General features: G+C 67.8%; 18 protein-coding genes and 2 pseudogenes. 9 read left to right on the top strand and 11 right to left on the bottom strand.

Features of this window, described 5'->3' with window-relative positions:
- Window positions 1-118: 118 nt before the first annotated feature.
- From BGP73_RS23705 to BGP73_RS20485, 3 genes and pseudogenes are all read right to left on the bottom strand, one after another.
- Entirely contained in the window at window positions 119-892 is a 774-nt protein-coding gene (locus BGP73_RS23705) for a relaxase domain-containing protein (RefSeq protein ID WP_069817090.1), read from the bottom strand.
- A 416-nt stretch (window positions 893-1308) separates the two neighbouring features.
- A pseudogene (locus BGP73_RS20490) lies at window positions 1309-2113 on the bottom strand (IS5 family transposase); the annotation flags it as partial.
- A 578-nt stretch (window positions 2114-2691) separates the two neighbouring features.
- A pseudogene (locus tag BGP73_RS20485) lies at window positions 2692-4786 on the bottom strand (SpoIIE family protein phosphatase).
- A gap of 253 nt (window positions 4787-5039) precedes the next feature.
- On the opposite strand from BGP73_RS20485, the gene BGP73_RS22375 reads away from it, so the two are divergent.
- A protein-coding gene (locus tag BGP73_RS22375; protein WP_244501290.1) for an IS5 family transposase occupies window positions 5040-5854 on the top strand; the annotation gives its coding sequence in 2 pieces (ribosomal slippage) (window positions 5040-5366 and window positions 5369-5854; 813 coding nt in all).
- A 317-nt stretch (window positions 5855-6171) separates the two neighbouring features.
- Here the strand turns inward: BGP73_RS22375 and BGP73_RS23355 are convergent.
- Together BGP73_RS23355 and BGP73_RS20470 are read right to left on the bottom strand one after the other, a co-directional pair.
- Window positions 6172-6303 (bottom strand): putative transporter small subunit, encoded by a 132-nt coding sequence (locus tag BGP73_RS23355; RefSeq protein WP_212732827.1) that lies wholly within the window; start codon window positions 6301-6303, stop codon window positions 6172-6174.
- Between the two features lie 16 nt (window positions 6304-6319).
- A complete protein-coding gene (locus tag BGP73_RS20470; protein ID WP_069817089.1) occupies window positions 6320-8059 on the bottom strand; it encodes a sodium:solute symporter family protein in 1740 nt (579 codons plus the stop codon).
- Window positions 8060-8952: 893 nt separating this feature from the next.
- Between BGP73_RS20470 and BGP73_RS20465 the strand changes: the two genes are divergently transcribed.
- On the top strand, window positions 8953-9528 hold the full coding sequence (locus BGP73_RS20465; protein WP_069817087.1) for an RICIN domain-containing protein: 576 nt from the start codon (window positions 8953-8955) through the stop codon (window positions 9526-9528).
- Window positions 9529-9669: 141 nt separating this feature from the next.
- Here the strand turns inward: BGP73_RS20465 and BGP73_RS20460 are convergent, their stop codons facing one another.
- Window positions 9670-10611 (bottom strand): DUF5996 family protein, encoded by a 942-nt coding sequence (locus tag BGP73_RS20460; protein ID WP_069817086.1) that lies wholly within the window; start codon window positions 10609-10611, stop codon window positions 9670-9672.
- A 491-nt stretch (window positions 10612-11102) separates the two neighbouring features.
- On the opposite strand from BGP73_RS20460, the gene BGP73_RS20455 reads away from it, so the two are divergent.
- A complete protein-coding gene (locus BGP73_RS20455) occupies window positions 11103-11561 on the top strand; it encodes a VOC family protein (RefSeq protein WP_069817085.1) in 459 nt (152 codons plus the stop codon).
- Between the two features lie 179 nt (window positions 11562-11740).
- Here BGP73_RS20455 and BGP73_RS20450 read toward each other — a convergent pair whose 3' ends face one another.
- Window positions 11741-12361: a DinB family protein gene (locus BGP73_RS20450; RefSeq protein WP_069817084.1), complete on the bottom strand. Its 621-nt coding sequence runs from the start codon at window positions 12359-12361 to the stop codon at window positions 11741-11743.
- 1023 nt (window positions 12362-13384) lie between these two features.
- The gene (locus BGP73_RS20445) at window positions 13385-13885 is read right to left on the bottom strand and encodes a hypothetical protein (RefSeq protein ID WP_079127718.1); all 501 of its coding nucleotides are present in this window, start codon (window positions 13883-13885) and stop codon (window positions 13385-13387) included.
- 135 nt (window positions 13886-14020) lie between these two features.
- On the opposite strand from BGP73_RS20445, the gene BGP73_RS20440 reads away from it, so the two are divergent.
- Window positions 14021-14794, top strand: a complete 774-nt coding sequence (locus tag BGP73_RS20440; protein WP_069817083.1) for a class I SAM-dependent methyltransferase — start codon at window positions 14021-14023, stop codon at window positions 14792-14794.
- A 187-nt stretch (window positions 14795-14981) separates the two neighbouring features.
- Here the strand turns inward: BGP73_RS20440 and BGP73_RS20435 are convergent, their stop codons facing one another.
- Window positions 14982-15635, bottom strand: coding sequence for an AraC family transcriptional regulator (locus BGP73_RS20435; RefSeq protein WP_244501289.1), 654 nt, complete (start codon window positions 15633-15635; stop codon window positions 14982-14984).
- A 355-nt stretch (window positions 15636-15990) separates the two neighbouring features.
- On the opposite strand from BGP73_RS20435, the gene BGP73_RS20430 reads away from it, so the two are divergent.
- From BGP73_RS20430 to BGP73_RS20415, 4 genes are all read left to right on the top strand, one after another.
- Window positions 15991-16674 carry a TetR/AcrR family transcriptional regulator gene (locus BGP73_RS20430; protein ID WP_069817082.1) on the top strand — a complete coding sequence of 228 codons (684 nt, stop codon included), beginning with the start codon at window positions 15991-15993 and terminating at the stop codon, window positions 16672-16674.
- On the top strand, window positions 16671-17768 hold the full coding sequence (locus tag BGP73_RS20425) for an ABC transporter permease (RefSeq protein WP_069817081.1): 1098 nt from the start codon (window positions 16671-16673) through the stop codon (window positions 17766-17768). Before BGP73_RS20430 ends, BGP73_RS20425 begins: the two co-directional genes overlap by 4 nt.
- 318 nt (window positions 17769-18086) lie before the next feature.
- The gene (locus BGP73_RS20420; RefSeq protein WP_069817080.1) at window positions 18087-18368 is read left to right on the top strand and encodes a ribosomal protein L7/L12; all 282 of its coding nucleotides are present in this window, start codon (window positions 18087-18089) and stop codon (window positions 18366-18368) included.
- 166 nt (window positions 18369-18534) lie between these two features.
- Window positions 18535-18933 carry an SSI family serine proteinase inhibitor gene (locus BGP73_RS20415; protein ID WP_069817079.1) on the top strand — a complete coding sequence of 133 codons (399 nt, stop codon included), beginning with the start codon at window positions 18535-18537 and terminating at the stop codon, window positions 18931-18933.
- 67 nt (window positions 18934-19000) lie between these two features.
- Here the strand turns inward: BGP73_RS20415 and BGP73_RS20410 are convergent, their stop codons facing one another.
- Together BGP73_RS20410 and BGP73_RS20405 are read right to left on the bottom strand one after the other, a co-directional pair.
- A complete protein-coding gene (locus tag BGP73_RS20410) occupies window positions 19001-21472 on the bottom strand; it encodes a SpoIIE family protein phosphatase (protein WP_069817077.1) in 2472 nt (823 codons plus the stop codon).
- Window positions 21473-21743: 271 nt separating this feature from the next.
- The gene (locus BGP73_RS20405) at window positions 21744-22505 is read right to left on the bottom strand and encodes an SDR family oxidoreductase (RefSeq protein WP_244501288.1); all 762 of its coding nucleotides are present in this window, start codon (window positions 22503-22505) and stop codon (window positions 21744-21746) included.
- A 264-nt stretch (window positions 22506-22769) separates the two neighbouring features.
- Between BGP73_RS20405 and BGP73_RS20400 the strand changes: the two genes are divergently transcribed.
- Entirely contained in the window at window positions 22770-23324 is a 555-nt protein-coding gene (locus BGP73_RS20400; RefSeq protein ID WP_374701173.1) for a snapalysin family zinc-dependent metalloprotease, read from the top strand.
- Window positions 23325-23394: the final 70 nt, after the last annotated feature.

Below are 23394 nucleotides of genomic sequence, written 5' to 3'. Positions count from 1 at the left end.
TGACCTGGAGCAAAGCGGCGGTCTCGACCGGTGATGAGCGGTCTCATCACGGCCGCCTCGGTGTCCCATCCGGGCCGCCGCCCGCTGGGTGGCGGCCCGGATGCGGGACTATCTGAGGTCAGCCGGCCTTTGCGGGCTCTTCAGCGCGAGCTCGTATGCTGGCGAGGCGGTAGGAGTCGGTGCCGGTTTCGATGACGGTGCCGTTGAAGGTGAGGCGGTCGACGATGGCCGCGCAGAGCCGCGGGTCCGTGAACGTCTTCGTCCAACCACCAAAGGACTCGTTGGAGGCGATCGCGACACTGAGCCCTTTCCAACCTGCCTCTGTAGTTCGGCAGTTGGAGTGACAACATGGTGAAGCCCCTGGCCGCACCCGGTAGATGCCGTCCTTGTCGTACCGGATCACCGCGACCTCGTCCTCAATCCACTCCAGCACCCGTACGATCGCCCGCTCGTGCGCGGCCTCGCTCACCAGCCGGGTCTCCTCACCCCCCAGGGCCCACAGGAGGTGCATCGTCGGCTGCGGCCGGAAGACGAAGTCGACTCCGGTCACCGTCACCGTCACCGTCACCCGGCGTCCGAGGGCGCCAGCCTTGAACGCCTCCTTCGGGGAGCCGCCCGCGGCGAGCCGGTCGGCCTCGATCCGGTCCGCGTACGGGTGGCGGCCCCGCTCACCGAACAGGTTCCGCGGCTGCGCCTCGGTGACCTCCTCACCCGGCGTCAGCTCCAGCAGGGCCAGGCCGCGGCCCGTCCATCGCCCGACCGGGACACCGGCTTGCTCCTGGGTGATGTGCAGCGGGGTGCGTGCCGGGCGGCGGCCATCGCCGACAACGGTCTCGCGCAGGTAGTAGCGGTACCTCTGACCGGCCCGAACGACCCTGATATCCACTGTCATGCAGACCACGCCACCGGCTCTGACCTGCAAGAAAGACCGATCAGCGGCACGTCCCGCCAGGCGGGAGCAGCGGCCGAACTTTCTTCACCGGTGCCCGCCGGGCGGGAAGCGGCCCCGGGCCGGACGCGAATGTCATCACTCTCCAGCTACAAGGGCTTACGGTCCCCCACTCGACTTGCGCATGTTTCGCATCACCAGAACGTCCCAGGTCTGCCGCTCCGGGCCTCGGCAGTTCCAGGCACTGCGACGCCGTTACAAGCGCCGCATGTGGGAGCAGCACCATAGGCGGGTGGCAGCTTGTTTCGAAAGCTGGCAAGAGTCTTGAGCACGAGAGCGCGTTTTTCCCTGTACGCCTCTGGATCTGCGTCGTCCACGGAGGCCGCAAAGGTCTCTTGGGCGACAGTGAACCTCTTTCGTCCTGAATAGTCGCAGGTCAGTAGTACGTGGTTGGCTTGGACGGTGCGGCTGACACGGCGTGTGGAGGAGCGTGCTCTGCGCATGATGCGCCAGGACTTGAGTCGGGCGAAGGCACGTTCGCCGGGGGCTCGGAGTCGAGCGTGGTCGCGGTTGAACTGCTGGTAGTGCTCGGGCTGTTCGCTGTGGTGGTGGTACGGGGTGCGGAAGCCTGGCGCCGGCGCCCTGGTAGGCGTGGTCTGCCAGCACAAGGATCTGCCGGGTCGGGCAGGCCTGGACGATGCCGTGGGCGCGGGCCGAGGTCAGGTCATGTGTGCGGCCGGGTGTCGCGCGGGAGAACCACAGGGGTGTGCCGTCCGGGCGGGCGATGACCTGCACGTTCATGCCGTGCTTCTTGTGTTTCTGCGAGTAGTACGGCTGATCGGCGCGGACGCGGTCGGTGGGGAGCAGTGTGCCGTCGACGATGACGTGGTCGCTCTCATCGAGGCCGGTGAGGGCTTCGTGGAGAGCTGGGGCCCAGGAAGCCAGCACCTCCAGGGTCTCGTCCACGTAGCGTCAGGCGGTGGTCTGCGATATCGCGAACCCGGCGCCGAGCTGGGCGAACGTCTCGTTCTTGCGCAGGTGGACCAGCGTGAGCAGTGCCTGGTCGAAACAGCCGAGCTTCCGCCAGCGGGTGTCGCGTGCGCGGCGGTGCTCGTACAGCAGCCAGGCAACATGCTCGACGAGCTCATGCGGGACGTCGAGCGTGGCTCGATACGGAACCAACAGGGCCCCTTCGGTCGCCGGTGTGCTGAGTGGAATCACCACACCAACGACGAGGGGCCCTGCCTCGTCACCACACCCGCTGACCAGCCCATTTCACCCGCCAGCACAGGATGAAAGAGGTTCACTGACATTGAGTGCTTCTGCGCTCGGTGACGAAGATGCCCGTGCCAAGCTCACCGCCGACAAGCTCCAGGCGCTGGCCGGCCTCGGGCCGGAGCGGGCGGCTCGTCCCAAGCACCGTCGCATACCAACAATCACCGAGAACGCACCGCGCGCAGTACAGATGACAGGACCTGATCACCACAGCCCGCTACCTGACAAACCTGCAGGCCAGAGCTCCAGCCCAGGACCAGCGCACGAACTCACCACGGCTACCGAGACACCAGCGCCGCCTGACCACAGCCACCACCAATCTGATCAATCCAGGCCAGAACACCTGCCTCTGATCAGAATTACTGCTCCTGGACAGCCGCGCTGCGGGAGCTGGGCGTGGAGTGGGCGTGACCATCGCCCTCTGTCACCAAGTACCCAAGAGCGGAGTCTTTGGATGAAGAGGGCGATTGCATGGGGGCGTGGCGGAGTCACCCGTGGGTGCCTGCGGCGGCCGAAATAACGGCGTGTCAGGGCCGGGAGGCTTGGTTGTCGGGGGTGGGCCGGGCCCGGGCGACAAGCAGGGCGACGTCGTCGTGGTCGTCGGGGTGGCGCAGGGCGTGCAGGAGCCGGTCGCAGGTCTCCTCCAGGGGACGCTCCGGGTCGTCGAGCAGGCTCAGGAGGGTGTTCAGGCGCTGGTCGATGGGCTGGTCGCGGGTCTCGACCAGGCCGTCGGTGTAGAGGACCAACTGGTCGCCGGGGGCCATGTCGAAGGTGGCGGTCCGGAACGGGTTGCCGCCGACACCGAGGGGTGTGCCGGCGGGCAGGTCGAGTAGTTGGGGGGCGCGGCCGGGGCGGACCAGGGCGGGGGGCAGGTGGCCGGCGAGGCAGATGCGGCACTGTGCGCGGTGCGGGTCGTAGATGGCGTAGGCGCAGGTGGTGATGGTCTCTTCCAGGCGGGTGGTGGTGTGGTCGAGGCGTGCGAGAACTTCTGCGGGGGCGAGGTCGAGGTCGGCGTAGGCGCGGGTGGCGGTGCGCAGCTGGCCCATGGTGGCGGCGGCGTTGGTGCCGCTGCCCATGACGTCGCCGACCACGAGGGCGGTCTTGTCGTCGTCCAGGGGGATGGCGTCGAACCAGTCGCCGCCGACCTCGACGGCGGCTGCGGTGGGCTGGTATCGGCTGGCGACTTCCAGGCCTACCGTGTGCGGTGGGTGCTGGGGGAGCAGGTGGCGCTGGAGGGTGAGGGCCGCGTGTCGCTGGCTGCGGTACCAGCAGGCGTTGTCGATGGACAGGGCGGCGCGGGTGGCCAGCTCGCCGGCTAGGACTTCGTCGTCGTGGGTGAACGGTTCGCGGTTGCGGGTGCGCTTGAGGTCGAGGACCCCGAGGATCTCGCCGCGGGCGGTCAGCGGCACGGCCAGGTAGGAGTGGAGCCCGGCGCGGGCTAGCAGCTCGATCGCCTGGGGGCAGCGGGCGATGCGTGGCAGGTCGCGGCCGTCCACGCGGGGCACCCGGACCGGGCGGCGGAGGTTAACGCACTGGGCGGCTAGGCGGTCGGTGTCGTAGACGGCGAGTTCGCCGGGCGGGTCGGCGGCGGGGGTGGTCTCGGTGGGGCCAGCCGTGGTCACGGCGAGGGGGAGGAACTGCGCGGGTCCTTCATGGGTCTCCGCCGTGTGGCCCTGCAGGACGCTGTCGAGCACGTCCACCGCGGCTATGTCGGCCAGGTCTGGCACGCACACCTCGGCTAGCTCGCGGGCGGTCTGCTCGAGGTCGAGTGTGGTGCCGATGCGCAGGGAGGCGTCAGCGAGGAGTGTGAGGCGTTGCCTGGCACGGGCCGCCTCGATCTCCGCTCGGCGCTGCTCGGTGACGTCCACGATCGAGGCGGCCACCCCCAGCACCCGTCCGCCGGGGTCCTCCAGCCGGTAGCGGGAGACGGACCAGGCATGCTCGTGGCCGGGGTCGGCCGCGGTGCGGCCGACAGCAAGCTGGTCCAGCAGCGGGACTCCGCTCTCCAACACCTGGCGGATCGTGGATTCGACGTCGGTATCCAGATGCGGCATGACCTCGCGAGGGCGTCGGCCGATGTGGTCGGCGGCAGGCACACCGTTGATCCGCTCCAATGTCGGATTGACGGTCACGAACCGCAGGTCGGTGTCCAAAACGGCCAGTCCGATCGGAGACTGTTCGATCAGGCGTACCGACAGTGCTAGCCCCCGTTCCACTTCCCGCAGGACGGTCTGGTCGGTGGCGATGCCCAGGGCATAGAAGTTTCCCCGGCCGCCCTCCAGCCATGTTGCGGAACTCCACCATCCGTGTGTGGCCGTCCCTGCACCGGACGGGAAAACCGCCGGCCCAGCTCTCGCCGCTCGCCATGACCCGGTCGAACAGCTTGATCGCCTGCTCCCCGTGCTCCTCCTCAAGCAGCAGCTGGGCCGCGTACTGACCCAACGCCTCCTCGGCCGTGTAGCCGAACAGGTCCTTGGCCTGCGGGCTCCACAGCACGATCCGCCCGTCCGCACCGAGGACAACGGCCGCGACACCCAGCACGTCCAGCAGCCCGCCTGGAGCGGAGGAGACGTCCCGTGACTGCTCCGCCCGGCCGTCAGCCCCGAAAACTCCCCCTATCATCATCCGGACACCCCTTTCAACGGCCGCCACGCCGCAGGCCCCGAGGCCCGGCTACGCCAGCCCTCGCAGCCCCGGAGTATCCGCAGGCTGGCTGGCTATGCCTCCTTAAAGGCCCAGGCATCCCTGCGCCCCATCCGGTACCGCGTCTCCCCGCCTTCATCATGCGCCTGCTCCTGGGCGAATAAGAACTCCTAACGAAATGATCTTCGAGGTGGTTGGATCACTCCGGGGACTGTTGATCCGGGGGTGTGGGGTGGCTCGGCCGAAGCCGTGGGACGGCGATGACGAGTTGTGGGCGGTGAGCGAACCTCTGCTCCCGAAGGTCGAGCGTCGGGCCCGGCATCCCGGGCGGAAGCGGCATCCGGACCGGCTGGTGTTCCAGGGCATCCTGTTCGTGCTGCATACCGGGATCGCCTGGGAACACCTGCCGCAGGAACTCGGCTTCGGCTCGGGCATGACCTGTTGGCGGCGGTTGGCCGAGTGGACTGAAGCCGGGGTGTGGCCCCGACTGCACGAGGTGCTCCTTGCGAAGCTGCGTGGCGTGAATGCTCTGGACTTCTCCCGGGCGGCGGTCGACGGCTCCCACATCAGGGCGTTAAAGGGGGAACCAAGACCGGACGAAGCCCCGTCGACCGGGGCAGAACTGGCAGCAAACATCATCTGATCACCGACGCCACGGGCATCCCTCTCGCCGCCACCCTCACCGGCGGCAACCGCAATGACGTGACCCAGCTGATCCCGCTCCTCCAGGCAGTTCCGCCGGTACGGGGCAAGCGCGGCCGGCCGCGCCATCGACCAGACGTGGTGCTGGCCGACCCCGGGTACGACCACGACAAGTACCGCCGACTGGTCTGGGACCTCGGTGTGAAGCCGCAGATCGCCCGCCGCAGCACTGAGCACGGCTCCGGACTCGGCACCCAACGCTGGGTCGCGGAACGCGCGTTCGCCCACCTGCACTGGTTCCGCCGCCTGCGCATCCGCTGGGAGATCCGCGACGACATCCACGAAGCCTTCCTCACCCTCGGATGCGCACTCATCTGCTGGCGACGCCTGAAGTCATTCCGATAGGAGTTCTAAGCGCTACCGATATCTACAACGAGTCCTGCCCCCTCAGCGCAAACAACACAACCCCAGCTCACACAGCCTGGCCCCCGCGTAAACCGCTCACCCGGCCTCTCAACCAGCCAGCAATCCACCAGGCCAGCCGTCGCCCCGTGCACCAACAAGTCCCCCTCCGAGCGTCAGGACGCTTCCTCAACGTCTTTGCCCCCGCCCACAAGAGGGCGGGGGCAAAGACGAGAGTGCTGACGGCTACCGACAGGCAGCGGTGCGCGAGCTGGTATGCCCGCGTCGAGCCACAAGTCGGTGTGGCCGCCGGCCTCCGCTCAGACCATGCCCTGTCCGTTGCGCCGGGCCTCGGACCACTCACGGAAGAAACCGCGAGAGATCACAAACAGGACACCGGCTACGATGACCGGCCACATCAGCACGTATACGCTCAGCACGAAGGTGCTCATCGTCCCTCCTGATCGTTCACTTAGGGCTTGCGGCGGGCTCGGGTTCACCGTCAGGGTCGGAGGCCTGTCGTGGGACCTGCGCCCCACTGTCGGCCTCCACGGACACCTGCACGGCGGTTGCCCCGTCATCGAAGTCACCCGTCCGCTGAGCGAGGAGGGCGAAGTCGAAGCGCCCCTCCTGTCCAGCAGACATCGCCCAGCACACGACGGTGCTCACCGCGTAGGCGACGAGAGAGCCGCAGAGCGTCGCGTACTCGTGCAGAGAACCGATGGCGAACGGCGCGGAAACCACGACTGCCAGCACGCCCGCGATCTTCGCCGGCCTGCCTCCCAGGAAGCCGAACACCATCAACCCGATGACAACGCCGATACCGACGACGGACAACACATCAACGACGATCCCGAAGACACCGTCCGTGGGAATCCAGCCGAAACGCACCGGAAGGAACATCGCGAGCGCCGCGATCACCGAGGTGGTGAACGCCTTGTTGGTGACCTTGTCCCAATAGAAACTGGCCAGCACCGGGAACACGAGGGCACCCCACAACGCGCCCACGAACACGAGCAAGTCCAGAATGTTCAATTGCAGACTCGCGAAAGCCACCGCTGCCGCGGTAGCCAACACCATGGTGATACGTCCGACGAGCAGCATCGTCTTGGGGTTGGCATTTTCCTTACCCGCAACGTTCTGCCCGTAGACATCGGCCATCATGATCGACGAGAGAGCCGCGAGGTCGGAGTCGGCCGTAGAGGACAGCGCCCCGACGATCATAATGAAGAACACTGCCAGCAAGACCGGCGGCAGATAGGACGCGGCCATCTCCGGGATGAGGTTGTTCAAATCACCACCGGACGGCTCGAAGCCCAGGTACAGAGCGAGCACACCGAGCATGCCCACACCGATCACCATCGCACCGTAGCCCACGGTCGCGGTGATGAACGTGGGCTTGATCAGGGTGGGCTTCACCGCGAACAACCGCTGCGCGATCGTCTGGTTACCGATGGCGTAAGCCAGCACTGCGGCAATGTAGGGGGCGCCCTGCCGCATGAACGCATCACTGGAGAAGAAGTTGCCCTGCTGCGGGGTCAGGTTCGCTGCTCCGCTCTCGAACGCGGCAGGGAAACCCGATGCGAAGAAGATGAAGGGAACGACCACAGCGACCGCGCCGAGCATCGCCACGACCTGGACGAAGTCCGTCAGCACCGAAGCCCGGAAACCAGACCACAAGGTATAGAGCAAAACGCCCGCCGCCACCGCGAAAACGCCCTGAATAAAGTTGAACGGCGACAGCAGCGAAATCAGCACACCACCAGCGATGAAGTTCGACATCAAACTGATGAGGCTGCCGACGATATTCGAACCAGCGAGCATCAGCTGACTGGAACGACCATGCCGGGCATACATGACCTCAGCCAGAGTATGCGCTTTCGGGGCAATGGAGCGAATACGCCTCCCGAAAGGATAGATGAACAGAATCATCAGGGCGCCCCATAGCCCGTAATGGATCGGCCCTGATATGCCGTAGGCGTAACCCGACGTCGCGGACGCGTACATCGAAGACGCCCAGATCCACGTCGCCGTCATACTGGCGGCGGAGATTCCGAAACCGATGTTGTTCCCACCGGTCATATAGGCGTCAGCGTTCTCGTCTTTCCTCCCGATTCGCGTCGAAATCAGGAACGTTCCACCATAGAAGAAGACCAACAAAGCCAGCACCACCACGGCACTGAACTTCGCCGCTTCCACCCCGGCCACGTACGCACCTCCATCACCTCATGGAGCCTCACCCAGCAAAAAATCCGGCATAACAGCCGGAAAGGGCGACCAACGCGCCCCGGATCAGCCGGAGACTCCAAGCCCCCCACAGCCTCATCGGGGGAGCCAGCCAATCCAACGCAGGCCTGTTTGGGCCCGCAAACCCATCGCACATTAACAGCTCCCCGCGCCAACCACGACCCCTTGCAATCTTTCGCCACACCCAACCGCCGCCTCCGTAAACGCACCAACCACCCCACAACCACCACCCAGCAAAACGCCCCATACCTCTCAATTCCAAACATTCACCCCCTCGTTTGCACTCCTTCGTTCACCCATCGCAACTGCGACCTCACCGCCGAAGAGCCTCTACCGCACCCACCCAAAAGGAATAAATCACCCCTAACGACAAAACGCCTGCCCTCCACCAAACGATATCTAAGGAGGCAAACCGGAAATTTGATAGAAAGACTCTAAAATCTGTACCTATCAGGCCGTGGTGAAACTCGAAAAGGACACACAGAAAGCGCCGCCAGGCCAGGTGGACGGGCATCGCGATCCGCCCAGAAATCGCCCCCCCCTCGGCGCCTTACACAATCCCGCTCCACCTCAAGGAAGTCTTTTCCTCTAACTATTTCCCCGCCCGGAACGCGAACCACATCACTCCCCATGAGAACGCCGACGAGACCGCTGGCTACGACTCTCGCTTTGAGGCCCTTCACCCGACAGGAGGGAGTGGTCATACCGGATATGCGCCGCGGCGCGCGAACGTCCGGTCGGCATGCATCCACCACCACCGCCACGCCCTCACCGGACAGTCAGGCAGTAGGTCAGACTGACCTGGTCGTTCAGTAGCAGAGAGCTACTGATCCACTACGGAAAGGAACAACAGTATGCCGTTCCGGGGAACCCTCCGGGTCCTGCTGACTGCCGTGCTGGCCGCGCTCACCACCGCCGGCCTGTCTCTCTCGCCCGCCTACGCCGCCGTCCCGGTGGGCCAAGACGTGATCATCAGCGGCTACGCCAGCAATTGGTACCTGTCCACCGACTTCCAGACTGTCGCCGAGGGACAGCGTGTACAGATCTGGGACAGGGATCCAATGGCCAACAACGGCGCAGGCAGCGTCTGGCGCCTCTCTCCCCGAGGAGACGGCAGCTACAGCATCTCCCCCAGCGAGCCGTACGGCAGCAATCCGCGGTTCTGTCTCAGCAACGAGAAGGCTCCGAACAGCAGTGGGGAGGGGGCGGTGTGGGTCAGGCGCTGCAACAGCAGCGACTCCCGCCAGGCCTGGTGGATCTCTGAGACCAGCAGCCGCTCCTACGTGCACACCATCGTCCCGGTCAACGACACCGACTACGCGCTCGGCCCCTACCGCGGGCTGCCCGCTGCCGACACCTATGTGAACGTGACCCGTCAGTGGGGTGGCACACCCTCGACCGTCCAGATGTGGAAGATCAACCCCGCGTGAGGAAGCGAGAAGTGCGGCAGCCTCAGTAGGCCGCTCCCCCCCCTCTCGCCAGCCCGCGGGTACGCCGGCTGGCGAGAGGCCAACGGGAGCCCACCGCCCCCAGCCGCCGCGTCACAGCGCGTGCGCCTTGGACCCGGGACGTTATCGGACGTCGTCCCACCGGTGCGGGTCGTCCTCCAGCATGTTCCGGTCCCAGCCACCCCGTTCAGCCGCCGCTTCGTAGGTGGTCTGCAGAAACTCCATGAGTCTCAGGTCAGGATCGTCGGCGGTGCGCACCGCCTCGTAGGGCAGCAGGAACTGCCCGTTCTCCCTGCTGTAGAAGGCGCCTGCCGGCCCGATCGGGTGTTCGGAAAAGCCCTTCGGTTCGGGATACGCGTAGGCGTAGAACGCCCCCTCCTCGCCGCCTCCCGGCCAGAACCCGCAGCTACTCAACTCCCGTGAGTAGCCCTCCACCATCACCCGGTCCGGGCAGTTCGGTGCACCGCCCGGGTGCTGTGGAGCAGAACGTCCGGAGAACCTCGTGCAGGCCAGGTCCATGGACCCCCAGAAGAAGTGCACCGGGCTGACCTTGCCCATGAAGCGTGCCCGGAACTCGCTCATGACGCGATCGGCCTGCAGGAGTTGGCGCCAGAACAGGCTGGCGGCAGCAGGGTCGTAGGAGGTATGTGTGTGGTCCTCGGCGAACGGGATCGCCGGCTCGACCTCGTTCGGATGGGGCTGGATCGGCGCTTCGATGCCCAAGTCGTGTAGGGCGTGCATCGTCTCGTCGTAGAACTGGGCCACCGACTTTGGCTCCAGACCCACTCGGCTGGTGCTTCCTCCGCTGTCGCGGATGTTCAGTTCGTGATCAACGAAATCGAACTCGATATCGAAGGATCCGGACCGGTACGGAATGGCGGACGTGGTCAGTCCACGTGGGCTGACATACAGCGTGACCTGCCACCAGTGATTGACCAGCGGGGCGTGTGAGAGCCGTACCTTGCCCACGATCTGCGTCCACATGTGCAGGGTGTCTCTGGTTTCCGCCCAGTCGGCCACCAGTAGACGCGGCCAGGCTGAGAGCGTCGCTGCCTGTTTCGTCACCGCTCTGCCTCCTATGTCAGCGCCGTGGACATTCCCGAGTTGCGCAGGTGGGCCGCCTGTGTCTCGGCCCCGCCACCGGAAGTCGTCCCGGCGCCGCCGCCAGAAGTCGGAGAATCCTGACTCGCCGCCTGCTCCACCTTGGGGCGTCAGCGGCAACACATCGTTGAGCAGTGCCGACGGAGATGCCTCGGGTCTGCTACCTGTACGGCTGCACCGCGGAACTCCCCGACCGGCTTCCTTCCCTCAGGCTGACCGTTCTGCGGCCGACCGGCAACCCGGCCCCGCCAGGTCCGCCTCGGCAACACTCCCCACCCTGGTCCGGGGGCCGTCGTCCGCCGCGTTTCGCACACGTCGGGAACCGGTCCGTGCGGCGGTGGCGGCGGGACAGGTCTATCCCGGTCCGGGAGTGGATACCCGGTTCGGGTGGATCGGGCGTGGCGTACCCCTGTCCGATCCAGCCGAGTCTCCAGCATCCTGAGAGGACCAAGGCGATGGCGACCCACGGGAATCTGCCAGCCCCTGAGCAGGGGCTCGTTCTCACCCATTTCCTGACCGTGCGCGATGTCCAGAAGTCACGACGTTTCTACGCCGAGATCTTCGGCGGGGAGATCGTGTTGGAGGAGAACCCCGCCATCGTGAAGGTGGCCAACAGCTGGATCATCATGAACCCGGGAGGTGGCCCGACCCCGGACAAACCGAACGTCGCCCTGGCGCCGCCGACAACCGACGAGATGGTGTCCGGCTTCCTCAACGTCCGGGTGGCCGACATCGAGTCCTTCTACGCCGACGCCACCGCCAAGGGGGCCGACTTCCTCACCGAACCCCTCGACCGCAAGGCCGAGATCCGGTGTTATCTACGCGACCCGGACGGTTACCTCATCGAAGTCGGCCAGGCCACCGGGATGCTTCACGGGCTTCTCGCCGATCCACCGGCCGGATCGCGGCACTGACGACCGCGGCCGCGTACAGCAGTAGTCGGGGCGGACGCCGGGCTGCGTGTCCGGAAGGTGTCGCCCAGGGCGACGCCGGCGTCACCCACCGGTCGCCGCGCCGCTGAGCCCCGGCACTGCCCGCTGGGCGACCGACGGCCGACCCGTGGGCTTCCGCCGATTGCCCTGGCGCCGGGTAGTCAGCGCTGCCGGGAGCGGTACAGGTCGCGTATCAGGGCGATCTCTGCTCCGTGGTGGAGCAGTTCCTGGTTGACCCACCAGACGACGTCGATGAACGGGTCCTCGGGGTCGCTGCCGTGGGGGTAGCCGCTGTGCCCGATCGTGTCCAGGTCACTGTCATCCACACTGAGCAGGGCCGCCCGCCACGCCGTGGCTCCGGCCTCGAAGGCCGCGATGGCCCCGGCAGCGTCTCCGCTGCTGCGGTAGTCGTCCCGCGTCAGCTTGCGGCTGCCGGCCGTGTGGTCGGCACGGAGGGCCAGAAGTTCACTGAGGTGACTCAGCCGCCAAGCGATCGTGGTGAAGGGTGGTGGGGTGGGGTGGGGGGCCGGCCAGGCGTCTCGCCGCCAACGGCCGGATCCGACCAGGATCCTCGCACGCGGTCCCGGCCGCTCCGTACTTCGCCGGACCGACCAGCAGTCGGGCACCGGCTCCCAGAGGTACTCTTCGTCGGTCATGGAGCCGACCTCGATGTCCGTGCCGTTGCCGCTGTCCACGACAGGGCCCGTCAGCCGGTCGGCAAGTCGTTTGCGCGCGAAGTCGAACTGCCGCAGCAGCGGAACCAGACGCGGCGGCGTGGACATCCGACTCTCCTCCGGCAGGCTGTGGGACGTGGTGCAGAGCCCATGCCCGGTCAGCTTTTCACAGCCGGTTCAACGCCTCACCTCCTTTTCCCACGGGCTGTCACACAGCACCCGGACGCCGTTCCCGCGGTTTTCCCAGGGGGGTTTCGGCAACTCCACTCCGGGCGGGCTTGTCGGCCGACGCCCTCACCGGCCGACGGCACCTCGCGGCTGACCTTTGGCGGGAAGGAGAGATCAGCGCGTCGCTGACGGTTTCAGCAGCGGCAGCCAGACCTCGTCCACGATCTCGACGATGGTTTCCTCGGGCACCGGGCCCCGGGCGTCATCAGCATGTCGTGGCGGAAGAGGTCGAACGGCAGGTTGACGATGCGGGAGGCGCGGGCGGGTGGTCGGTGCCGGGCGGAACCGTGCCCGTTTGGAGGAGCTACTGTCCGAGGGCGCCGACGCGATCGTCCCCCTCGCTCCGGCCCCGGAGGTGACCGCGGCGGCGTACGCCGAGGTCAGGGCAGAGGTCGACGTGGTGCTCGACTACGTGGGGGCCCGCCGACGGAGCTCGCGCTGGAGGCGGTACTCGGGGCACGTACCGAGCACGCGAGGGTGCTCGACTGGGTGCAACTCGGCGGACGCGGAGACGGACGCGGAGACGGAGGCGGAGGCGGAGGCTCTGAGATCACCTTGCGCGGTTTCACCCGGATCTCGAGCGCCGTCCGCATCCTGGGGAGTGGCTACCGCACGACACCGCCCGGTTTCTGTCGCAGGGCCTTGCCGAGCTGGCCGCCACAGTGGCCGCGGGCGTGGTAGCGCTCCGCCCGCGTCCGGTGCCGCTCTCCGAAAGTTGAAAGGGCCTGGGCAGACGAGGATTCCCCGGGTGAGCGCACCGTCGGCCTCCTGGGACACGGCCCGTGTCGTCCAGGACGTGCGTCCTGGACGACACGAGAGCGGGTGGAGGGAGTGGACGGGCGAAGCTGGCGGTGGTTCAACACCCCGTTCCGAGGGCGACGCTGGACCGGGTCCGGCCCGAGATCACTGCTCGCCCACCGGTGGTTGTCGGGCCAGGAACTCTTCGAATGCCGCTGCCTGCTTGGGGTCCATGTAGGTCTGGCGCTTGTGCATGGCTCTGTTTTCGAGCCAGTCCGCCTCGTCGGAAGTCAGCTGCACGGCCACCACGATCCCGCTCCGTGACGCGAAGCTCACCCGCCTGCCGTCGGGGCGCACGTACCGGGTGTACGGTCCGTACTCCCGCGGTCGCGCCAACGGCTCGATCCGCAGCCGACCGACGTCCCACTTCGGCTCCTTCGCCTCCTCCTCTTCGCCCTCCGGTGACATGAGTGCGGCGTAGTCGGCGCGGGCCCAGTGTTCAAGCCGGGCCACAGTCCCCGCCGGGAGCAGCACACTCACCGGCACGCCATGCTCGGTGAACACCACGCGCTCGCCGGTGGACTCGACCAGCGAGACGAAGCGCTCATAGTCGATCGGGTTCGGGGCGTACTGACGCTCGACAACGATCTTCACGACATCGGTCATGCAACTGAACGCTACCGGGCGGGAATTGGCGGGGCGCTCTGGGCGGGGCTGGCTGCTGCCCCCGGCGGCGACGGATGCCGGAGGACGAGCGATTCGTTCAAGACGCGGCTCGTCCGTGCGGCCGACACTGCCGGTATGACGAACACGGACTTCACACCCGCGCTGGGCCGCTTCGCCCCCGTCCGCTTCTACGACGCGGTCGTCGGAGCCGTGACGCGCGAGCGCGTATGGCGTGGCCTGCTCGTGGCGCGTGTGGCGCCGCGCGCCGGCGAGCTGGTGGTCGATGTGGGCTGCGGCACCGGCACACTCGCACTGCTGCTCAAGCGTGCGCAGCCGGAGGGCCGCTTCATCGGCGTCGATCCGGACCCCAGGGTGCTGGCCCGTGCCCGGCGGAAGAGCGCGGGAGTCGACGTGGAGTGGCGGGTCGGCATGGGCGCCGGTCTGGCGACGATGCCCGAAGCCGGCACGGTGGACGCCGTGGTGTCCTCGCTCGTGCTGCACCAGTGCCCGATGGCGGTGAAGCGGGCGATCCTCACCTCGATGTTCGCGGTGCTGCGCCCCGGCGGCCGACTGGTGATCGCGGATTACGGACTGCAGCGAACCCGCCTCTCCCGTCTGGCCTTTCGCCTGGTTCAGTTCGCCGACGGTGTGCGGGACACCCAACCGAACGCCGACGGTGTTCTGCCCGAGTTGATCTCCGAGGCCGGTTTCCAGGACGTCCGTGAGGACGATGTCCTGCGCACGGTCACCGGGTCGATCTCCCTCTACACGGCCCGTCGTGCGGGCCGTCGCGGAAACCCCGGCGAGATCCCGACGACGGCTGGGCCCCTCCCCGCGTTGTCGGGGAATGACCTTGAACAGTCCTCCTTCACGGTGAACTCGGCTTTTTCGCGATGCACCGGGTCCTAAGGGTTGTCCCGTGATCCCCGGTGGATCAGCGCACGGCGTCAGATGCGATACATCGCAAGGCGGAGGGACGTCCCGATACTGGGCGTATCGGGACGTTCCGACAACGCGGCGAGGTGCCGCAGCTGTCGTCGTGCGCCCACCAGGGATTACGGGACAACCCTTAGGCCGTCCGCTGTTCCAACGGGGCTCATGGGGCGTCCCTCAGCTGATGCCGGAGAACGGGCAGTACGGACCCGGGCGTGACACCCATCAACTCGCGCATCCGCCGGGTGAGGTGGGCCTGGTCGGCGAACCCTCCGGCGACGGCCGCATCGGACAGCGAGTGGCCGTCGCCCAACGCCTCGACGGTGCGTCGCAGCCGTGCCCACATGCGCCAGCGGGACAACGGCATGCCCAACTGGTGTCGCGCGAGCGCGCGTAGTCGCTGGGGCGACAGACCTGCGAGGGCGGCGAGTTCGGGTATCGGTACTTCGCGCGCCAGCGCCGCGTCCATCGCGGTCCTGAGACGAGGATCGAGCGCGCCTGACGGGCGCGCCGGCACATCCGGCTCACCCTGGCCGCACAGTGCGCGCAGATGGTCGGCGAGATCGCACTGCGGCTCGACGAAGACGGTCAGCAGATCTTCGTCGGGCAGCAGGTGGTGCCGTGTCATCGGGGGCACTACCAGCACCGCGCCGCGGTGGCAGACCCCCGAGTCGTCCATCACCGCGACCTCGGCGTGTACCGCGACAGCGATCTGGTACGCCGCATGGGCGTGCATGACACTGTCGGCCACCGGGCCCCGATAGATCGCGTATCCGTTCCCGATGACGAACCGGCCCTCGGGCCCCCCACTGTCCACATGTCGATTCTGACAGAGCAGGGCGCCCGCTCAGAGGTACGGCCGCCAGCTCGACGGGTTTCTCCCGGCAGGGCAGCGCAGGAGGGGAACAGCTTGCCCGCCTGCCCGACGGCACCCGCCGCACCACTCACAGAGAGCCTCGGTATGGGCACTCTGCGAGATGCTCGTCCACTTTTTCGATACACCCTGTATCCGATACACTCTGTATCCAGCGGCACTCGACGCCTCCGCCCACGCCCGAAGAGACGGGGTTCGGTTTCCGCGGCCGGAGCCGCGCACCAGGACGCGAGCGATCGGGGAGCCCCGCGGCCCCGAAGACGGCCGCTCATCCCTGCCGAACGAAAGAGCCGTACCCGTGCCGAAGTCCCCGACCAAACGCCGCCCCGCCACGCTCGCCTCGCTCGCCGACAGCGCACTGGCCCTCTTCACCGACCACGGCTTCCATGCCACCTCGATCAGCGACATCGTCCAGCGCGCCGGGCTCACCCGCGGGGCCTTCTACTCCAACTACCGCGACAAGGAGGAAATCTTCCTCGCCCTCTATGACGCGCGGACCGACACCCTGCTGACCGGGCTCCAGGAGGCGGCGGCCCGCCTGAGGCCCGGACAGGGCCCGGTCGAGCAGTTCCTGGAGTACATCGCCGGCCGCACCCCGCAGGAACGCAAGTGGTTCCTGGTGTCGATGGAGTTCACCCTGCACGCCGCCCGCAACCCGGAAGTGGCGGAGGCACTGGCGACCCATGAGGACCGTCTGATCCACGGACTCTCCGAGATCTTCGGCAAGACCCTCGCCCGTGACGGCCTGAGTCCAGCCATCGCCGCGGATGACCTGACGCGACTGGTCATCGCCATCTCCAGGGGTCTGACCGCCATGGGGCTGATCCGCGGGAACCACGCAGGGAACCACGAACTGGCCGACCGCATCGCCCCCCACCTGCTCGATGCCCTGACCACCCGCGTCCCGTCCGACGGGACTCCGCGGCAAGGCTCCCGGCCGGGGCGCGACAACCGAGAAGACGAAGGAACCCGTACACCATGAGCGACCCGACCACCACCGACGAACGACCGCACCGTTCACAGCCGCGCCCACGGCGCCTCCTCGGCGAGGTGCGCGCTGCCCTCAGCTCTCGCGGCCTCCTGCTGATCTGCGGAGCGCTCCTGCTTCAGCTGGCCTTCATCCTGTCCTACATCGGGGCCTTCCACTCCCCCACCCCGCACAAGATCCCGGTGGCCGTGGTCGCGCCGACCGACGTATCCGGGCAGGTCGTCCAGCAGCTCAACGACCTGGACGGCACTCCGGTGGAGGCCCGCCCCGCCGAGAGTGAGGCCGCCGCCCGGGCCTCGTTGCTGGACCGGAGCGTGGACGCGGCCATCCTGGTCAACCCCCGGGGCGCCACCGACACCCTGCTCGTGGCCTCTGCCGGCGGACCGGCAGTCGCCGCCAGCGCGACCGAGATCGCCGAGAACGTCGAGGCTTCCCAGGGCCGGCAGGTGACCACGGAAGACATCCTTCCGCCCGCTCCCGGTGACAGTCGCGGAATGTCCCCGTTCTACCTGGCCATCGGGTGGATCGTCGGAGGATACCTGGCAGCGGCCATCCTCGGCATCGCCGGCGGGGCCCGTCCGAAGGGCGCCCCGCACACCGCCGTCCGACTCGGAGTGCTGGCGGTCTACGCCGTGGTCTCCGGACTGGGCGGCGCCATCATCGCCGATCCGGTACTCGGCGCCCTGACAGGACACTTCGGCGCACTATGGGCACTGGGCGTCCTGACCGTCTACGCCGCCGCAGTCACCACCGTCGCCCTGCAGGCGCTGCTCGGGCTCCTCGGTGTCGGCGTCGCGATCCTGGTCTTCGTCGTCCTGGGCAACCCCAGCGCCGGCGGCGTCTACCCGTCCTCACTCCTGCCGCCGTTCTGGCGGGCCCTCGGCGACCACATCCCGACCGGGGCCGCCACCAGCGCCATCCGCGACACGGTCTACTTCCCCTCGCACACCATCGACACCCCGCTGACCACTCTGGCCGTCTACACCGTCGCCAGTATCCTGGTCACCTTCCTCGCGGCCTCCCGGCGGGCAAAGGAACCTCTGCCAGGAAATACTGCCGAGGCACCGAAAGCATCCGCTGACGGCTGAAATCCGGAGCCTTGCCGCCCCGACGACACGGTCCGAGCACGTAACACCGTGTACAGGTAATTCACAAGCACCGTCTACTCACGGCCGCGTACGGCCGTCGTGTATGCCGATCCTGACTGCGGACGGGGTTCAGGAGGGAGCAGAATCACCTCCCCGTAGGCCCGGACGAGCGGCCAACTGCCCGGGGCCGTCAGGGAAGTCCTCCTCAGCGGCCCCGGGCGCTCCATCAGCGACCTGCGGGCCCCGGGCAGGAAAGCACTCCAGGCTCAGCTGTCCTTTACCGGAGGCCTCACACCGTTGCCGTTGTAGACTCCGGTCATGAGTGTTCCAGTCCTGTGCACATTCTTCGTTATCCTGCTCATAGCAACCGAGCTCAGGTCCTCCCGTATTGAACGGAAACTCGACCGGCTGGCCCGCAAAGTCGACGCCATTTCGAAGAACCTGGGTATTGAGGAAGTCGAATCAGCCGATCTGGCGCCGATAGAAGCACTCCTGCGGGAGGGAAAGCAGATAGCGGCGATCAAGAAATACCGCGAGATCACGGGCGCCGGGTTGCAGGAGGCCAAGGAGGCAGTCGAGCGGATGGCCGCTCAAAACTGATCAGCAGCGGCTTCGACGCGTCGGCTCCCTGCTCGGAGACCACCGCAACCGGCTCGGTGGCTCCTCGGCCTGACTCCCACGAAGCGGAAGGGCCGGAACACCGCTGTCCACGCCGCTCGGGTACCGCGGGAGTTACCCACCAGGGGGGTGACTCGTTGGGACGGTCATGAAGGCTCACCATGTGCTGCGGCACTGTGTCCGTGTTCTCGCGGCCGCTGCCCTCGCCAGCACCCCGCTGCTTCCCGGCACTGCCCAGGCGGTCGAACCAGACCAGCTGTTCCTCAGGGTCGTCGACAACAACCACTCATGGGTCCGCGGAGTGCGTCTGTCGTGCCCGCCCGACGGTGTTCGGCACCCCAACGCTCTGGCGGCCTGCCAGGACCTGAGGGCAGCTCGGGGCAACCTCAACCGGCTGCCCGGTGATCCGCACGCGTGCTCCCTCCACTCTGAACCGGTCACGGCCACTGCCGACGGGAGCTGGCGCGGAAAGCGGATCCACTGGCGCAAGGAGTTCGCGAACCCCTGCGCACTGGATGCCTACGCGGGCCCGGTCTTCCGGTTCTGAACCGCCGGTTCCCTTCCCCTTCCCAGGATGTCTCCGCAGGTCCGGGAAGCGATCGGGCAGGAGCCTCTCACCGCCCGACGCCTTCGGGGGTGAGGGGCTGTTCGGTCCAGATCACCTTGCCCTTCGGGGTGTAGCGGGCGCCCCAGCGGTCCGTGAGCTGGGAGATGAGAAAGAGCCCCCTGCCGCCCTCGTCCGTCGTTCGCGCGTGACGCAGGTGGGGCGAGGTGCTGCTGGAGTCGGAGACCTCGCAGATCAGCGAGCGCTCGCGGATCAGGCGCAGATTCAGCGGCCCCGAAGCGTGTCGGATGGCGTTGGTGACCAACTCGCTGACGATCAGTTCGGTGGAGAAGATCAGCTCGTCCAGGCCCCACTGGCTCAGCTGCCGGGTGGCCATTTCACGCGCCCGAGAGACGACGGCGGGATCGGTCAGCAACTCCCAGGTGGCCACGCGGTCCGGTCCCAGGGCCCGGGTCCTGGCCAGGAGCAGGGCCACATCGTCGACCGGTCGGCCGGGCACGAGTTCGTCCACGACGGCCTGACCGAGGCTCTCGAGTTCCGCTCCTCGGAAGCTGGTCAGAGCCTGCCCCAGCCGGCCCTGACCTTCCGTGCGCTCCGCTTCTCGGTCGTCTTCCCCGGCGATGAGCAGGCCGTCGGTGTAGAGCGCGAGGATGCTGCCTTCCTCCAGGAGGAGTTCGGCGCTGTCGAAAGGCAGGCCGCTGACGCCGAGAGCCGGGCCGCCGGGCAGCTGCGGGTAGTCCACCGTGCCGTCCGGTTTCAGGATCACCGGGCCTGGATGGCCTGCGCTGGCCATGGAGCAGCGACGGGTCACGGGGTCGTAGATGAGGTAGAGGCAGGTCGCTCCCAGCGCCTTCTCACCGCTGGCCTGATGCCCGGCACTCCCCTCTCGGGACACCCGGACGACGAGGTCGTCGAGGTGGGCGAGGAGATCCTGCGGGCGCAGATCGAGATCGGCGAGGGTCTGCACGGCGGTTCGGAGCCTGCCCATGATCGCGGCCGCTTCGATCCCCTGCCCGGCGACCTCGCCCACGACGAGGGCCACCTGGGCTCCGGACAGCGGGATCACGTCGAACCAGTCGCCTCCCACGCCTGCCATGTCGTCGGCGGGCCGGTAGCAGGAGGCGACCTCCACCGCCCCCTGACCACGGAGGCCGCGCGGGATCAGACTGCGTTGGAGCACCAGTGCGGCTTCCCGTTCCCGTGTGTAGCGGCGGGCGTTGTCGATGCAGACGGCTGCGCGGCCGAGGAACTCCTCGGCGAGCCGCAGGTCCCCCCGGTCAAAGGCGTCCGTCTGCCGGCCCCGGAAGAAGGTGGCGACCCCGAGGGTGACCCCGCGGGCGCGGATCGGAACGGCCATGGCCGTGTGGAATCCGAAGTCCCCGAAGCGCAGTGTCCGGCCCGCCTGGACACCGGCGGACCAGACCGGTTCCTGTGGGTCCATCTCTTCGGCGATCCAGGACTCGCCGGTGGCCAGGCATCGGATGGGAGGGGACCACGAGTGGTAGACGGCGAGCTCTCCCACCTCCACCGAGATGTCCGATCCGGGCGGCGGGGTGACCGAGCACCGTCCACTGCGGCGGAGCCGGATGGTGCTCGCCCCCCTGATCGGGCCGGGTGCCGGCTCGTCCCCCTTGGTCACCGCCTCCAGCAGGTCGACGTTGACGGCGTCTGCGAAGTCCGGCACCGCGACCTCGGCTGCCTCCTGCGCCGTCCGGAGGATGTCCATGGTGCGGCCGATGTTCTTGCTGGCCTTGTCGAGCAGGGTCAGGCGTCGCAGCGCCCGGTAGCGGTCGGTGATGTCGATCACCGTGTAGTACACGCCGAGGGGTCGTCCGTCCTCGTCTTCGAGGCGGACGAAGGACAGCGAGTGGGCGTGTTCGTGGCGGGGGTCTGATCTGGGGTGGCCGGTGTGCTCGTAGTCGATGATCGGTTGCCCGGTTCTCAGCACCTGCCTCATCTGGTCCTCGAGCCTTTCGACATCTATGCCGGGCTGGACCTCACCGAGTCGGCGTCCCAGCCGCCGTTCGAGTGATCCTCCACCGAACCGCTCCAGTGCGGCGTTGGACCACACGTACCGCAGATCGGTGTCGACCACCGCGGTGCCGATCGGAGACTGACTGATCATACGTTCGATAACAGGTCGGCTCATGTACCAGCCGGGCGAACGGGACAGGTTCTTCGCGATCACCAGCCAGGTCCTGTCCTCACCGCCCTTCTGCAGGCTGCAGACCCGCACCCGGAGGCGGCTCTCATGGCCGTCGCGGTGCCGCGCCGAGAGCAACCCCACCCACGCTTCCTCTTCTCGGCTCTTACGCGCGTAGGCGGGGAACCTCTGACGCTCCTCCGCAGCCAGCAGCGCGCCCACCGGCTGTCCGATGACCTCCTCGGCCGGGTAGCCCAGCAGCCGCTCGGCGTTCGAACTCCAGGCCGCCACCGCGCCGCTCGCGTCCACCAGCAGGGTGGCCGCGGCGTACGAAGCCGGGGCAGTGGCGAGATCGTCTCCCTCGTCAGCGCCTACCACCAGCCACTCCTCCCTGCCGGCCCCTGTACCGCCCGATGGTCCCCTTCTCGTGTCCGGCACGCTCCCAGGGCCGCCTCCGGGGCGGCGATGGCGACTGTGCGTGTGTGCTCCGCGTGTTCTCTGGTCCCCCCATGATGGGGGCACTGGAAGCCGATGCGCATGCTCGTCAGGTTGGCAGGGGGAACGGTCAGCCGCCCCGCTTACCGACTCGTCCGTGGAGCCGGTCACAGCGGTGGGCCCCGGCACGCCGGGAGGGGTCGTCACCAGTGGATCACTTCCGGGAGCGTCCGTGCGCGGCGGCGAGCCAAGTCCCGAAGGTCGTACTGCCATGGGTGTCGGGCTGTTCGGCGGTCAGCGCGCCGCGACGCAGCGCTCGGCCGAGCCTGCCGGGAAGGGGCAGGGGAAGCAGGAGCACCCGTCTGCCGGTGATCGACCTCCAACTCCGGGCGAGCTCTGGCAGCTCGGTGATCTCCGGACCGGCGACCTGTACGCGTTCCCGAAGAGCCGTTCCTTCGGCGATGTCGGCGACGGCCCGCGCCGCCTCGGCACTCCGCACGGTCTGCAGGGGCACACGGGGAACGGGGATGACCCGCCAGCGCGCGGCCGTGGTGAACAGAGCGTCGACCAGTTCGTGGAACTGGGTCGCACGAACGATGGTCCATGGGACCGGCTCCTGTTCAACTACCCGCTCCTGTTCGGTCTTGACCCGGTAGTAGGCCAGTCCGGCCTGGTCACACCCCACGATGGAGACGCAGACGTGGTGGCGCACGCCGGCCGTCCGCTCAGCCGTCAGCAACCGTTTGGATCCTTCGACGAGGGTTTCGGCCGCTCGGGTGGCCGACGAGGCGTTGCTGGCGTCGACGACGGCATCGCAGCCCTCCAGCGCCTCAGGGAGCCCCTCACCGGTCCGCAGGTCGATCGGGAACTCCCGGGCCCCGCGGCTGAGCGCCCGCACCTCGTGTCCGCGCCGGCCCAGTTCCTCGGCGACTTGGCGTCCGAGCGTGCCCGTTCCTCCGACAACGGCGATTCTCATGGCCCCAGGACACCGCATTCGGCCCTGTTGTGACAGCTCGCCGGTGCTGGCGCCGCCGCTCGCCCGGGGGGGTCTGAGGGTGACCAAGAGCGTGGTCGATCAAAGATCCGGGAGGTCGGCGATGCTTGTCCAGCCCGCAGGGCGTACTCGATTCGGGGCGGGGGCTGCGCTATAAATGCGATGCGTCATGCACACGACAGGAGGCCCTCACGGTGGGCCCGCCTGCAGCGACGCTTCCTTCCCCCCACACCGAAGGAGATCGACGTGTTGCCAGGAAAGAGGGTCTACGCGTTCTTCGCGGCCCTGTTCACGGGCATCGCCCTGTTGAGCGGCCAGGCCGCCGCCGCAGCATCCGATCCGACCGCCGCGCGGGTCGTGGTGTACGACGCCTCCGCGGCCGCCGAGTTCGTCGACGCCGTGCACCAGGGCGCCGCGATCTGGAACGAGAGCGTGAGCAATGTGCAACTACGTCCCGCCGCGGCCGGAGAGCGGGCGAACGTACGCGTCATCGCCGACGACGGCTGGCCGCGCGCCATCACCACCAGCCTGGGCAACGGCACGGTCTACATAGGACGGGAGGCGGTCGACGAGGGGTACGACACCGTACGCATCTCGGCGCATGAGCTCGGGCACATCCTCGGCCTGCCCGACGTCAAGCCCGGTCCGTGCTCGAGCCTGATGTCGGGTGCCTCGACCGGCACGGCGTGCACCAACCCCTACCCGGACTCCGCGGAGAAGGCCAAGGTCGAGGCCGCCTTCGGCGGTGGCGCAGCGGCGCTCCCGGGGCAGGCTGGCCAGCGGCTGGTCTTCCGGGACTGAGCGTCGGCACCGCAAGGGGCGGGCCGGGTGTTCCCTGCGGGAACACCCGGCCCGCCCTTTTTACACCGGT

Source organism: Streptomyces sp. TP-A0874 (assembly GCF_001748085.1).
Classification (GTDB): Bacteria; Actinomycetota; Actinomycetes; order Streptomycetales; family Streptomycetaceae; genus Streptomyces.
This window is presented reverse-complemented; position numbering and strand designations above follow the sequence as displayed.